This is a genomic window from Flavobacterium sp. (genome assembly GCF_031422135.1).
Classification (GTDB): Bacteria; Bacteroidota; Bacteroidia; order Flavobacteriales; family Flavobacteriaceae; genus Flavobacterium.
In genome coordinates this window covers 1-14,534 of sequence record NZ_JANOQD010000055.1, presented here as the reverse complement: position 1 = coordinate 14,534, position 14,534 = coordinate 1, and the positions used below count along the sequence as shown (strand labels likewise).

The window sequence follows — 14,534 nt, the reverse complement described above, 5'->3', positions numbered from 1 at the left end:
ATTACAGCGCCATAAACTCAATATAGCCACTAGTCTGAATTTAGAATTGTAGTATCTAAAAGAATTCTATTGCTCGCAATCCGCTTTTAGAATCATCGTTTATGCAACTGTTTAATGTAAAAAATAATACTGATTTTTTTTTTTTTTTATAATCCATAACTGTTAAATAAAGTTATAATTTCTCTAAATTTTATTTACATTAAGCTTTATTGCACCACAAACTCAATATTTCCATTAGCATTGCTTCCTGCTTTAGAAGTGCCTATTACAAAAAAATCACACTGATTAGCACCGATAAAGTTAATTTGGTCAGAATTGCCTCCACTTGGCAACTTATAATTTCCTAACCTATTTAACGTAATATTAGCTTCAAATTCATAATTGCCAGTATTAAAATTAAGTGGTATGTGGTATTTACCAGGTGCTTCCACCTGAACACCACTAACTAAATTAATAGTGTTTCCAGTAAATAAACCATCAATAGGGTACATTCTTAAAAAACACACACCAAAAGTTGCTCCAGTTTCAGCAAAAATATTTCTAGGCACACCTCCAAAAAATGTATTTTGAGAGGGAACAGTTAATTTCACATTAATAATATCACCTTGTTGATAGGCTACTTGTAAAGGTGATAACAATATTAAATCATTTTGAATTGTCTCACCCAGTGGCTTACAATTAGCGTCATCTTTTTCGCCAATACAGGCTGTGAATAATGCATATATTATTACAAATAAAAACCCTAAAATTATTTTTTTATAATCCATAACTTCTGAATAGGGTTTTAATATTTGTTGATTTTATTTACATTAAGCTTTACTGCACTACAAACTCAATATTCCCATCAACATTCCCACCAGCTTTAGAAGTATCTAAAACAAGCCTTTTACAAAAATTGTTACCTACAAATGCAATAAAATCTGGACCGTTACTCGGGAATTTATAATTTCCTAATCTATTAAGCTTTATATTTGCTTCAAATTCGTAATTACCTGTGTTTAAATTTAACGGAAAATTAAATTTACCTTGAACATCAGTTAATGTCCCGCTAATCAGAGTAACTGTATTGCCTAAAAAAATATCATTTGTTGGATACATAGTAATTATTAAACTTCCAAAAGAAGCACCAGATAAAGTATAAATATTTATAGGTGTAGTACCAAAATAGTCATTTTGTACAGGTATAGTTACTTTTACATTGATTACATCGCCTTGGTTATAAATGGTTTGAAGAGGCGAAATTATAATTAAATCTTTTTTATTGCCTTCTGCTATAGGGTCACAGTCAGTATTTCTAGTATCATCGTTTTTACCGCACGAACTAATCAGGATAAATAATATAAAGAGAGAATACGATTTTATTTTATTTTTATAATCCATAACTTCTGAATATGGTTTTAATATTTGTTGATTGTGCTGGATAAGTTAGTAAAAGCCTAGTTTTTAAATCTGATGCAGTATAAATATCACTTCCTAATAAATAATAGATACTTAATGGGGTGCTTGGCACAGAAACATTATCTATAATTTGAGATAACTGTTGATTCCCACTGCCCGAAAATAAATATGAATCCGTCTCGTTGGAACTAGTATCCGTTAAATCCCATAGTAAACCGCTTAAAAAGAAATTTTTGTTGTCCCTTCTTTGACTAAATAAGGTAAAAGGTGTTTGAAACATTGTAAAAGTCTCCATATAACTTGGTAAAGCTTTAATTTCAGACACATTTGGGCTAATTGGATTATTAGAGTTGCGTTCAAAACTATAATTGTAATAATGCTGCATACACCTGTTTTCAAGGTAAGTAGCCCAACCCTCTGCTAATGCTATTTGTTGTCCTGCGGCTACCGTTGGTGAAACGCCATTATAATACGGGTCTTGATAATCAATAGTATTTATCATTTCTGCAGATACAATTTTGGAATAGTTAATAGCACCACATTTTAAAGCGTGCGAGAAATGACTGCTTTCGTGAAAAACCAATTGCTCAATTACACGATTACTTTGGGGTGTTGTTATGGTGCTTTTAGTGTCTAACGAGGTGTAAATTTGGTCAGGCATTAAATGAGGTAAAAGTAGTGCAACACTACCTAGTAAAGGCCCTCTAATTACATTATGATAAAATGTGTTAAAAAAACCATTGGGTGACATTCCTGAAAACTGTGATAGTAATGGTATGGTATTCATTTTATGAAACATAGGCGTACTTGCAGCTCCATTCCCTGTTTTCCAAACCCATATGTTGGCACCTGCAACAGGTAATACACCATTTGCAACTGTATATTGTAAATACTTATGCAAACCATTATGAACTGCTCCTTTATACCACAATCGTTGGTCTGAATGTTGATTAAAAATTAAATAATTGGTATATACATTTCCTGCATTCATAGTCATTATGTGGTCTGAAACATCAATTCCTAACATTTCGTTTCCACTCATACGGAGAGTTGCGGTATAATTTCGCCAAACTGAACGTATGTTTACATTTCCTCTGTAATATTCCTGACCTACATAAAAACCAACTTCATTAGTATAGGTATGTGACCACCAAAAATAACGACCAATGTTTAATTTTGCGGATTTAAGTCCTTCTAAACCATTGGTGTCCGTTAAGTGCATTTGCACCGCTCCAATAGGTAAAAATTTTCTTGCTATAAGTCTTTGGGAAGGATTTGGGCCAGCTAAAACATCTCTGATATCATTTATTGAAACGGGTTTGCCAAAATCAGCTTGCAATTCATCTTGCCAATCCGACAAGACCATTGCAATTGTTTCTATATCGTTTTCATTATCAGTTGGTTTGTATAAATTGTCTAAAACCTCGTACGGTAAGTTTAAATCATAACCAGCAGGTATTGAGGTGTATAACGGCTTATATTCTGCTTCTCCTGCATAGTTTGGATCATTGTAATCGCTCCCCTGTTGGATTATTTGATAATCTAAAGGATGCTTGTGCAAAACTATCTCTTCGTTGTTATTTGCTATTTCCTCCAAAGCAATAAGGTCTTGCTCAGTTGAAGGAGTAATTTTGATGTATTGGTGTGTTGCTTGAACCACTATTCCAAGAAATTGTGAATCTTCTGGAAACATATTGTTATAAAAATCAAATGCACTCTGCATTGTTTCCACAGAATAGGCATTGAGTAATTTTTTGCCTAATATAATTTCTTCCCCTTTTGCAACTCCAGCTGTTCTAGCGTTGATAGAAGCTGTTTTATTGTTGGTTTGTTTTTTATCCTCTGGGATTCTGGTTTCTTCAAATTCTTTTTCACAAGAGTTTAAAAAAAGTCCCATAGTAAGTAAAATTAAAAAACTAAGTTGTTTAATTCGATATGTTTTTGTGTTCTTGTGCTGCTGTGTCATAAAGAAAAAAGTTTATTTATCAAAAATACAATATTTAACTATCAAATTTGTAAGTATAACGTTAATTTTTGTAAATATTGTTTTGTTAATAGTTATTTAATTTTTCGGCATATTTAAATATTTTGTAAAGCCAATCGAATTATGACGGGGTTCATATATTTATTGTAATTTTTTGATATAAAACTAATTTATAAAATTTCTTTAAAAAAGGCTAACATTAAAAGCCATGCTCTTTTGGCAGCTTTTTCGTTGTATGCTGTTCCTTTGCTATTGTCATTCCCAGCGTCTTTGTGTGTAAATGCGTGAACTGCATTTGAATAATAAACCATTTGCCAATCCGCTTTTGCAGTTTTCATTTCATCTTGAAAAGCTTTAATCTCGGCTTCAGGAATAAAAAAATCATCGGCTCCATGCAATACTAGAACCTTTGGATTAATAGATTCAATTATTCTTGATGCATCTCTGCCTAAACCTCCGTGAAAGGAGACTATTCCTTGTACTTTAAAGTTTGCTCTAGCCGCTTCAATAGCACCAGTCCCTCCAAAACAATATCCTATTACCACAATTTTATCTGGATTTGCTCCTCCTTTTACTAATTGTTCCAGTGCTAACTGAATGCGTTTTTGATACTCAGAATAGTTGGTTTTGAAATAACTGGCTATTTGACCAGCTTCTTTGGGGTTAGTAGGTCTTTTATCAATACCATAGATGTCAGCAACAAAGGTAATGTAACCTAGTTTTGCGAGTTCAGTAGCATTTTCTTTGGCATTATTGTCAATTCCCATCCAAGCAGGAAGCAATAAAACGCCCGCTTTTTGAGTGTTTACTTTCTTTGGTGTTGCCAAAAACCCTTCTAGTTTTTGAGAGGCATCAGTGTAAGGGACAGGAGTAAGTTGTGCTTGTGTTATTGTTGCAGTCATTATAATCAGTAGTGTAAGTATATTTTTCATTGTTATAAAATTTGTTTATAAAGTTAATGAAAAGATTCTTTTTTTTATTTTTTAAATACACTTATTTAAAAACAAACTTCCCTTTTTCAGTATCAAAAAAGAGGCTGTCATCTTTGAATAATGAGTTAAATGTACCATTTTCAATCAAGTTGCAAGGTTGATTTTGAATCACATTATTGTCAGTCATCACGATCATTTCGTCGCTCAATTGAATCGCTAAATCAATATCGTGTGTAGAAAAAAGAATGCATTTTCCAGTTTCTGTAGCAAGTTTTTGTAATAATTTAAAGAGGGAAACTTTATGCAATATGTCCAAATGTGTGGTTGGTTCATCTAAAATTATTAGTGGAGTATCTTGTGCCAATGCTCTTGCAACTAATACTTTTTGAAGTTGTCCGTCACTAATTTCGTAATGTTTTTTAGTAATAAATTTTTGAATTCCCGTAAGTTGAACAGCTTGATTTATTTTTTCAATATCCGTATCAGAAAGTTTACCAATCCAGTTTGTGTAGGGTTGTCTTCCTAAAGCAATGAGTTCATATACGGTTAAATTACTTGGAGGCAATTTCTCAGTCAAAACAACACTTAAATTTTGTGCTAAATCTAAAGCGGAATAAGTCGCAATGTTTTTTTTGTTTAATAAAACTTCACCAGAAAGAGGTTTTTGAATTCCAGTTAATGTTCGTAACAAGGTCGATTTTCCAATACCATTGGCACCAATTAAAGTAATTAGTTTGCCTTGACTCAAGTTGATATTCAAATTTTCGGCAATAGTAATACTTTGCCTTTTGGTTTGGTATCCAATGGTTAAATTTGAAGTAGTGAGGATGTTATTTTTTATCAACATTTTATTTTTTTAAACACATAGATTCTGTTTTGATTTCAAGAAAAATTCCGTTTTTTAACCAACAACCAAATGACAACTGGAGCACCAATAATAGAAGTGATCGCATTGATTGGTAAAGAAACATAAAGTTGCGAAACAATATCGCAGAAAAGCATAATAATAGCCCCAAAAAGAAGCGTACTCCAAAACAAAATCCAATGATTACTAGTTTGAAAAATCATTTTGGCAATATGCGGAACGGCGAGTCCTACAAAAGCAATTGGTCCAGCAAAAGCCGTAATACTTCCTGCCAAAATACTTGTAGCAATAATAATTATGAATTTTGATTTTTGGAAATGGATTCCCATACTTTTTGCATAATTTTCTCCTAAAAGCAAAGCATCAAGTGATTTGATTTGAAACAAACTCAAAAACAAACCTATAGTTACAGAAGCAAAAAGCAACACAATTTGATTCCAAGACAAGTTACCCAAACTTCCCATAGACCAGAAAGTGAATTTTTGCAATTCTGCTGCTGTACTAAAATAGGTTAACACATTAACTATAGCTCCCGTGAAGCTGCTAAACATTAGCCCAACGATAAGGATTGCCATTGTGTCTCGCAATCTGTTGGAAACCATCAAAACCAATAGCAAAACCAACAAACTTCCCAAACAGGAAGCAATCATTATACCATAGGACGATAAAAAATATTCTGCAATAAAAACAGGCAAATATCCAGCACCTAAAATCACAAAAGCAACACCCAAACTGGAACCAGAAGTAAGACCTAAAACATAAGGACCAGCCAGCGGATTCCGAAACAATGTTTGCATTAACAAACCTGAAATCGACAATCCCATCCCAACCAAAATGGCTGTAATCGCTTTAGGTAAACGGTAATTAAAAATAATATATTCCCAAGTTGTTTTGCTTGCCTGAGAACCTTTCAAACTTTTTAAAACTTCCTTAATTGGAATGGAAATTTGTCCTAAACAGATGTTCAATACCAACAAGAATACCAACGACAAAGTCAATACAATAAAAAGGATTTTATGTTTTTTATTTAAGTTCAATTAGTTTAATTTTTCAAAGAAAAACAGTTCGTAATTTGGTACTAATTCTGGATGCACAATCTTCAAAATGTCTTTCAATACTATATCTGGTCGGTTTGGAGCCAATTCATAATACAAAACACCACCTGTTTTTCCTTTTTTAGAGCCAAACGAATATACGTTTTTTGTTTTAAATGCTTTCAATTGGGTGTAATGGTTGTTTGTAGAAGCAATTTCTTTCATCGAAGAAAATTGTCCTTGAATCCAGAAATCTGCATTTTGACCTTTCTCGAAAACCGTTTCAAATGGAAGTGACAAACTACCAGTTCCTTCGGTATTTTTCCATAAATAATCCGCTTGAGCATCATTTAAAAATAATGAACCCCAACTTTTTCCTTGTGGCAAATACCAAACATCTTCAAACATAGCACCAGCCAAAACGGTTGGTCTTGATGTTGCTTTTTTGGCTAAAGCCAATGTGTTTTGGTATTCTTTTTCAATAGTTAAAAACAAATCTTCTGCTTGTTTTTCTTTTCCGTATAATGCACCAAAAAACTTGATCCATTCTGCTTTTCCAAGTGGACTTTGTTCGTTCCAATCGCCATTTAAAATTACTTTTAAGCCACTTTTTTGCAAATTATCTAATGCTGGATTATTATTGTCTATTCCATAACCTACAATTATTGATGGTGCTAAATCAATAGCAACTTCTATGTTTAAAGTTTGGTTGGAACCTAATTCTTTAACTTTTCCAGCATCAATTTGTTTTCTCACTTTTTCGGATGAAATGTAATTTAGATTTGGAAAACCGACCAATGTGTTTTCCACTTTTAGCATTTCCAGTGAAGGAATATGTGTTGTTGATGTTGCTATAATTGTTTTTACAGGAATTGGAATAATTGGGTTTTGTTTCAAACTATCGGGAATAATTCCATTTTTTTCTTGTAAAATATAAGTGTAGTTTTTAGTCGATTTTGGCCAAGGATTTTTAACTTTCACTACTGAAAAACCATCATATTTGTATATTTCTAAACCTTTTGCATACTGAATTGTGTTTTCGATTTTTGATTTTGAATGTGTCGAAACTGCATCGTTTTTTTTGCAACTTATAATACAAGCGAAAAATAAAAAAAGCGTAATTTTTAGAATATTGGATTTCATAGTTTTATTTAAAAATAGTTACAAAGGTATATTTATTAGGTTTTAAAAATCAAATTTATTTTTTATTCCAAAAGTTACACTACATTTGCATCAGAATTGAGGTTGCTGTGAGTTTTACAAAACAGCATTAAAAGGGAATCAGGTGAAGATTTCAGATTTAACATAGTAGATTTCAGATTTTTTAAAAATCCAAAATCGAAATTCGTAAATCCAAAATTAAAATCCTGAGCTGTTCCCGCAACTGTAAGCTACAAGGCTTGTTGTTATCTACAAAACCACTGTTTCAAATGGTTAGATTTTAGAATTCAGATTTCAGATTTTTTTAAATCCTAAATCGAAAATCCTAAATCCATAATCAAAAAAGAAATGGGAAGGTAAACAACAAGACGCAAGCCAGGAGACCTGCCTAAATTCTTAACTAATATCGAATTCTCGGGAGATAGAATTCAGAAATTATGACTTTAAGAAATCTGGTTTTGTTGTTTGGTCTTGTTTGCTGTCAATTTGTTTTGGCACAAGATTCTATTGTAAATGCCTTACAAGAAGTTGTTATTTCTGATGTTTATCTTAAAAAATTTTCCACATCACAAAATATTCAAAAATTATCTGATTCCATAATTAAGATTAACAAACCCTCATTAACTTCTTTATTGAATTATAATTCATTGATTTATTTCAAAGAAAATGGACTAGGAATGGTTTCTTCTCCATCGTTTCGGGGTACAACTGCACAACAAACCGCAGTGATTTGGAATGGAATCAATATCAATTCACAACTCAACGGTCAAACCGATTTTAATACCATTTCGACAAGAAATTTCAGTTCTATATCCGTTCGTTCTGGTGGTGGAAGTTCCATTTATGGAAGTAGCGCAATAGGTGGAAGTATTCATTTGAATACAGATTTGGTTTTTGATAACGATATTTCAAATGAAATTCAGTTGGATTATGGAAGTTTCAATACGGTGGGAATTAATTTCAATTCAAAAATTAGTTCCGAAAAAATAGCAACACAAATAGGGTTTTCTCGAAACAGTTCAGACAATGATTATGATTTTCCAGAAACTAATAAAAAAAATGAAAACGGACAGTTTTACAACCAAAGTTTCAATTTGAATTTTGGCTATCAATTCAATTCAAAACAGTATTTAAAGTTATACAGTCAATTGTTTGATGGCGAACGGCATTTTTCAGCAGCTTACGGTTCGGTTTCCAAAAGTAAATATCAAAATTTAGACACTCGAAATGTATTGGAATGGAAAGCTTTCTTCCAAAAATTCACTTCTACTTTACGATTGGCACATTTGCAAGAACAATACAACTATTTTGAAAACAAATCAAATTCTAATTACAGTTTTGGAAAAGCGGAAACTTCGATTCTGAAGTATGATGCTTCTTTTAAATTGGGCGATGAAATTCAAATCAATACCATTGTAGACTATTCCCAAACCAAAGGAATTGGCTCAGATTTAACTGAAAATGTAAGAAAGATTGGTTCGACTTCTGTTTTATTAAAGCACAATGTTACGAACTGGTTTTTATTCGAAGTCACTGCTCGAAAAGAAGTAACAAACCAATACCAAAGTCCCTTTTTGTTCTCAATTGGAACCGTTTTTCAACCCTTTCAATTTTATAAGATCAAAATAAATGGCTCTCGTAATTTTAGAATCCCAAGCTTCAATGATTTGTATTGGAAGGGAAGTGGAAACCCGAATTTAAAACCTGAAAATTCATTTCAAGGTGAGATTACTCAAGAAATTTCAAATAAAAATATATCATTTCAAGTTACTGGCTTTGGAATAAAAATTAATGATTTGTTACGATGGAAACCAAACGAATCTGGTGTTTGGTCTCCAGAAAATGTAGAGAATGTTTTGACTTATGGTACTGAGGTAGTTTTGAAAATCAATAAAAAAATCAATCGTCATTTATTCGATTTTACAACAACTTATGGGTACACAAAGTCCATTAATCAAAAAACTGAGAAAGAATTAATATATGTTCCCAACCACAAATGGGTTACAAGTTTTCAATATTATTATAAAAGAGTTTCTATAAACCATCAAGTATTGTACAACGGAACGGTTTTCACATCGAGTGACAATCAAAATTCCTTAACGGATTATTTGGTGTACAACGCAGGATTGCAATATGGTTTTGGAAAAAGTCAAAACTTAAAATTAGGCATACAAGCAGCCAATGTTTTTAACGAAAAATACCAGAATGTTCTAGGCAGACCTTTGCCAGGACGCAATTATACATTAAATATAAATCTAAATTTTTAACAAATGAAAATCACTAAAATTGCAGTAATTACTGTATTAACATCACTATTTTTGGCTTCTTGTGCCAAAGAAGATAAACCACAAGATATCCCATTAGGTGCTTACGACAATGGCGTTCTAATTTTGAATCAAGGAAATTTTCAAACACCAAACAGTTCTGTTTCCTATTTATCAAGAGATTTAACAACTTTTCAAAACAATATTTTTCAATTGGTTAATCCATCCGAAGTTTTGGGTGATACAGGCCAAGATATTGGTTTTTATGGTGATTTAGCTTATATTGTTATGAATGTTTCTAACAAAATTGAAGTGGTGAATCGTTATTCAATGAAGCACGTTACCTCTATTGAAACTGGTTTGAGCAATCCAAGGTATATTGCCTTTTTTAATGGGAAAGGATTTGTTACAAATTGGGGAGATACTGGTAGCACTTCAGATGATTTTGTGGCTGTAATCAATTTAGCAACGAATACAGTTTCAAGTTCAATTTCAGTTGTGGAAGGCCCAGAGCGTATTGTGGCGGAGAACAATAGTTTGTATGTGGCACACAAAGGTGGTTATGGATTTGGAAATTCGATTTCGGTAATTAATCCTGCTACAAACACGGTATCAAAATCTATTCCTGTTGGAGATGTTCCTAATACTATGGCAGAAAGTAATGGAGTGTTGTATGTACTGTGCGAGGGAATTCCATCTTGGCCAGTGACTCCAGCGGAAACAGGAGGGAAGTTGGTTAAAATTAATCTAGCAACTAATACAGTATCTAGTACCATCAATTTTGGAGCTACTGTGCATCCACAAAATTTAATTATTGATTCTTCGATTTTGTATTATACAGAAGGTTCAAATATATATGCAACGTCACTAGTAGCTACTACTTTGCCAAATACTCCCATATTTTCTACAACAGCACAAGGAGTTTATGGTGTTTATTCGTTTGAAGTGGAAAATAATAAAGTGTATGTTGGAGATGCTTTAGATTATAGTGCAAATGGGAAAGTATACATATATTCGCTTTTAGGAGCATTAGAAAAGGAATATACAGTAGGAGTATCTCCAGCTGGATTTTATTTTAATTTGTAATTTTACCCAACAGGTAATTTTAGTATAAAAAAGTAAAGGCTTTCAAATTTTGAAAGCCTTTACTTTTTTATACTATTTCTTGAGTGTATTTTCAAGATACATTTCAGAAGTTAAGTCTCTTACTGAAGTATCAATAATTTCATTATGTATTTTAAAAACATTATTTTGGGAGCTTATTCTTAATCCTGCAAGTCCTAATGCTTTTGAAAGTAATGGTTCAGTTGGGTTTCCTAATTCGCCTAGATTTGAAAGATTCTCAGCCAATACATTTGAAGCATCTGGAGAGATTCCTTGCGTATAATCGCCAAAACCATTTTTGTTTACAATTTTCAAAACAATAGGTTGCATAGCATAGGTGTGATTTGGGTTTACATTTTCTTTTCTAAAAGTGGGTGAGTCATACATTGTGATTGAACCTACATTTTTACCAGTTGTTGTTGTCCCAATTTGCACTACATTAATATAAGGATCTAAACAATTAATTACTAATTCACTTGCTGAAGCTGTATTTCGAGTTGTTAAAATATAAACTTTACTCAAATTAAGACTGTTAATTGCAGCCCCGTTTCGAGTTGTGGTTTCAAATATATTTATTGATTCATTAGGGTTTAGTCTCGGTTGAATTTTAGGATTCCATTGTTGTTGAGCATATATTTGACCACTAAATTGTCCCGTAATCATAGTTCCTAATCGGTTTGCTGTGTCAATAGAGCCACCACCATTATAGCGCAAATCTAGCACTAAGTCAGTCACATTTTCTGATTTAAAGTAGGCGAAAGCAGCATTTAATTCGGTTTCATATTCCCCATAAAAGCCATTGTAAACAAGATATCCCACTTTTTTTGCACCAACAGGAATTACTTTTTTAATCAATACAGGATTTTCTGAAAAGGCTGTTTTTGTTAATGCTACTGACTGTCCGTTTGGTGTAATGTTTCCAGAATCGTAATCGGCAAAATTTAAAGTATAGCTGTCACTGCCTAATAAACTTCTGTAATTGCTTATGGTTAGTGGAGTGCCATTAACAGCATAAAAGATAGTTCCCCGTTGAATGGCTTTAGTCGAAGCATCAGAGTTTGGTAAAATATATTTTACATATCCAAAAATATCTGTGGTACTTCCAGATTTGTAGGTCAAACCATATTCAACACCATTATTTTTTGTAGTTCCAGATAGTATTTGCTCTAGTGCTATGTAATTAGAAAAAAGAACGCTGTATTTGTCTGTATTTTCTCTGTCAAGGATTAAATTTTCAAATAAATCATTAGGGTCAGAAAAATTAGCTAAATAACCATCTAATTGTTGTTGGTTTGAAAATCTAGCATCACTTAAATCAGTAATTTGTGGCTGGTATAAGTAGTAAGCATTGAGTCCTTTCCATATAAAATTTTGAATTTGATATGTAGAATATTGAGTAACATCATCATTATCTGTACAACTTAGTAGGCCAGACGCAGAAATAAGGAATAGGAAAAATAGTTTAACCGTTTTTTTCATTTGATTTGGATTTAAAATGTAAATTTAGGGAGTTAAAAAATATTTTACATCATTTGTAACAAAAAATTATGTTAATCGTCTTGACTATATAACCAACCAAGTATAATGAACCAAATTGAATTTATAAATAGTATTAAACCATTTAAAGACAAATTGTTTAGGTTGGCTAAGCGATTGTTAGTAAGTACTGAAGAAGCCGAAGATGCCACGCAAGATGTTTTAATCAAATTATGGAATAAAAATGACGATTTAAAAAAATATGGAAATGTAGAAGCCTACGCAATGACCATCACAAAAAATTATTGTTTGGATGTTTTAAAATCCAAACGAGCTTCAAATCTTAAAATTGTGCACAATAATTTTATAGAAAACGGAGCCAGCCTGCAACATCAAATGGAAGATAAAGATTCTTGGCAATGGGCAGAAAAAATGATAAACGATTTGCCAGAACAACAAAAACTAATTCTTCAAATGCGAGATATAGAACAATATGAGTTTGAAGAAATAGCCAAAATAATGGAAATGAGCGAAGCAACAATACGAGTAGCTTTATCTAGAGCCAGAAAAACGATACGAGAAAAATTGACAAATACGCATAATTATGGAATCCAATAATATAGAAATACTAATCGAAAAATACTTTCAAGCCGAAACCTCGATTGCCGAAGAAAAGGAGTTGCGCAGCTACTTTTCAACTCCAAATGTGGCGCCACATTTAGAACAATACAAAGCAATGTTTGGTTTTTTTACCGAAACAAAAAAACAAGAATTCACTCAAGAAATACCACTAAAAACTAAAAAACGAAATGTTAGGTGGTTGACTGTTGCTGCATCGATTGTGATTTTGTTAGGAATGGGTACATTTTTTTTAATAAACGACACTACTTTAGAAACTAAAAACGAATTAGGATCTTATGACAATCCTGAAGAAGCGTTTAAAGAAACTCAAAAAGCATTAGCCTTATTATCATCGAATGTAAATGTTGGCATAGAAAGTGTAATGTATGTTCAAGAATACGAAATCACAAAAAATAGAGTTTTTAAAAAATAAAATAAATCAATCCTTATGAAAAAGTTAATCCTTATAATAGCAATAGCTTTGACACCAGTTTTAAGTCAAGCACAATCCTTGTTCGATAAATATGACGGACAAGACAATGTAACCTCGATAATTGTAAACAAAAAAATGTTCGATTTGATGAGTAAAGTAAAGATGGAAGCATCCGATAAAGAAGCGCAAAAATACCTTTCGTTAATTAAGAAATTAGACAATCTTAAAGTGTTTATGACTTCTAGCGTGAAGACTTCTGCCGATATGCGAGCAAACGTTGAAAAATACCAAAAAACGAGCAATCTTGACGAGTTGATGCGCGTAAACGATGGTGGAAAAAACGTGAAAATTTATGTAAAATCAGGTACTTCAGACAGTCAAGTGAAAGAACTCTTAATGTTTATTGAAGGTGTAAATGTCAAAGGAAACGAAACCGTATTAATGTCGTTAACAGGCGATTTTGATATCAACGAAATTTCTACTTTGACCAATAAGATGAATATTCCGGGTGGCGATGTATTAAAAAAAGCTGGTAAAAAATAATAGTATGACAACACTAATTAAAATTTTAATTGCATCAGCACTTATGCTATTGTTTGGATGCAAAGGAGAACCAAGTTTGCAGAAATATTTTGTAGAAAACACAGAGAATAAAAATTTTGCGTCCATTGATTTGACTCCCAAAATGTTAAATATTGATGAGGCTAAATTAAGCATATCTCAAAAAGAAGCGATGCAGTCGTTTGAGAAAATAAATGTATTGGCTTTCAAAATCAACGATCAAAACAAAGCCCAATTTGCTTCAGAAAGAGAGAAAGTAACTGCCATTTTGAAAGATGCGAAATACCAACAATTGATGAAATTTGGTTCTGGTAAAGAAGGTGCTCAAATTAGTTATGTAGGTTCTGACGATCATATTGAGGAATTTGTTATCTATGGTAACAAGTCAGAAAATGGATTTGTGGTGGCTCGAATTTTAGGAAAAGATATGAATCCTACCAATATTCTTGAAATGATGAGTGTGCTTAAAAATTCAAATATCAATTCCGATCAATTGAAAATGATTCAAGATTTAATAAAATAGAACTTCAAGTTAGTTATAATTGAGAAACGACCCTTTTTAGACTGAACCCAAAAGTTTGGACAAATTTATAATTAATTTTGATAATAATGAGCTCGATATTTTATTGGGCTCATTTTGTTTAAATTAGACTTACTTCTGTCGTTATTATAATAGTTTATATATTCTTTGATTTCCATTT

Annotated in this window: 15 protein-coding genes and 1 riboswitch; of the genes, 6 read left to right on the top strand and 9 right to left on the bottom strand. The window is 32.1% G+C overall.

Annotated elements, in window-relative coordinates; genetic code table 11:
• Positions 1–206 precede the first annotated feature (206 nt).
• From RMO70_RS07655 to RMO70_RS07625, 7 genes are all read right to left on the bottom strand, one after another.
• Positions 207–767, bottom strand: a complete 561-nt coding sequence (locus tag RMO70_RS07655; RefSeq protein WP_310555839.1) for a hypothetical protein — start codon at positions 765–767, stop codon at positions 207–209.
• A gap of 49 nt (positions 768–816) precedes the next feature.
• Positions 817–1,380: a hypothetical protein gene (locus RMO70_RS07650; RefSeq protein WP_310555838.1), complete on the bottom strand. Its 564-nt coding sequence runs from the start codon at positions 1,378–1,380 to the stop codon at positions 817–819.
• Positions 1,370–3,295, bottom strand: coding sequence for a hypothetical protein (locus RMO70_RS07645; protein ID WP_310555837.1), 1,926 nt, complete (start codon positions 3,293–3,295; stop codon positions 1,370–1,372). The genes RMO70_RS07650 and RMO70_RS07645 overlap by 11 nt, the downstream gene beginning before the upstream one ends.
• A 257-nt stretch (positions 3,296–3,552) precedes the next feature.
• The gene (locus RMO70_RS07640; protein WP_310555836.1) at positions 3,553–4,314 is read right to left on the bottom strand and encodes a dienelactone hydrolase family protein; all 762 of its coding nucleotides are present in this window, start codon (positions 4,312–4,314) and stop codon (positions 3,553–3,555) included.
• Between the two features lie 61 nt (positions 4,315–4,375).
• Positions 4,376–5,161: an ABC transporter ATP-binding protein gene (locus RMO70_RS07635; RefSeq protein WP_310555835.1), complete on the bottom strand. Its 786-nt coding sequence runs from the start codon at positions 5,159–5,161 to the stop codon at positions 4,376–4,378.
• A gap of 35 nt (positions 5,162–5,196) precedes the next feature.
• Positions 5,197–6,216, bottom strand: a complete 1,020-nt coding sequence (locus RMO70_RS07630; RefSeq protein WP_310555834.1) for an iron ABC transporter permease — start codon at positions 6,214–6,216, stop codon at positions 5,197–5,199.
• Positions 6,217–7,356: an ABC transporter substrate-binding protein gene (locus tag RMO70_RS07625; RefSeq protein WP_310555833.1), complete on the bottom strand. Its 1,140-nt coding sequence runs from the start codon at positions 7,354–7,356 to the stop codon at positions 6,217–6,219.
• Between the two features lie 82 nt (positions 7,357–7,438).
• Positions 7,439–7,781, top strand: a riboswitch (cobalamin riboswitch).
• Between the two features lie 30 nt (positions 7,782–7,811).
• Here RMO70_RS07625 and RMO70_RS07620 point away from each other — a divergent pair.
• Positions 7,812–9,641 carry a TonB-dependent receptor domain-containing protein gene (locus RMO70_RS07620; protein ID WP_310555832.1) on the top strand — a complete coding sequence of 610 codons (1,830 nt, stop codon included), beginning with the start codon at positions 7,812–7,814 and terminating at the stop codon, positions 9,639–9,641.
• Positions 9,642–9,644: 3 nt separating this feature from the next.
• Complete coding sequence (locus RMO70_RS07615) at positions 9,645–10,724, top strand: DUF5074 domain-containing protein (protein WP_310555831.1); 1,080 nt, start codon at positions 9,645–9,647, stop codon at positions 10,722–10,724.
• Between the two features lie 72 nt (positions 10,725–10,796).
• Here the strand turns inward: RMO70_RS07615 and RMO70_RS07610 are convergent, their stop codons facing one another.
• A complete protein-coding gene (locus RMO70_RS07610) occupies positions 10,797–12,221 on the bottom strand; it encodes a S41 family peptidase (RefSeq protein ID WP_310555830.1) in 1,425 nt (474 codons plus the stop codon).
• A gap of 105 nt (positions 12,222–12,326) precedes the next feature.
• Between RMO70_RS07610 and RMO70_RS07605 the strand changes: the two genes are divergently transcribed.
• Genes RMO70_RS07605 through RMO70_RS07590 form a run of 4 tightly spaced genes read left to right on the top strand, consistent with a single transcriptional unit; the run spans position 12,327 to position 14,356 of the window.
• The gene (locus RMO70_RS07605; protein ID WP_310555829.1) at positions 12,327–12,836 is read left to right on the top strand and encodes an RNA polymerase sigma factor; all 510 of its coding nucleotides are present in this window, start codon (positions 12,327–12,329) and stop codon (positions 12,834–12,836) included.
• Complete coding sequence (locus RMO70_RS07600) at positions 12,823–13,272, top strand: hypothetical protein (RefSeq protein ID WP_310555828.1); 450 nt, start codon at positions 12,823–12,825, stop codon at positions 13,270–13,272. Before RMO70_RS07605 ends, RMO70_RS07600 begins: the two co-directional genes overlap by 14 nt.
• A gap of 15 nt (positions 13,273–13,287) precedes the next feature.
• Positions 13,288–13,815, top strand: a complete 528-nt coding sequence (locus RMO70_RS07595) for a DUF4252 domain-containing protein (RefSeq protein WP_310555827.1) — start codon at positions 13,288–13,290, stop codon at positions 13,813–13,815.
• Between the two features lie 4 nt (positions 13,816–13,819).
• Positions 13,820–14,356, top strand: a complete 537-nt coding sequence (locus RMO70_RS07590) for a DUF4252 domain-containing protein (RefSeq protein WP_310555826.1) — start codon at positions 13,820–13,822, stop codon at positions 14,354–14,356.
• Positions 14,357–14,427: 71 nt separating this feature from the next.
• Here the strand turns inward: RMO70_RS07590 and RMO70_RS16915 are convergent, their stop codons facing one another.
• Positions 14,428–14,532, bottom strand: a complete 105-nt coding sequence (locus RMO70_RS16915; protein ID WP_409025064.1) for an IS3 family transposase — start codon at positions 14,530–14,532, stop codon at positions 14,428–14,430.
• Positions 14,533–14,534: the final 2 nt, after the last annotated feature.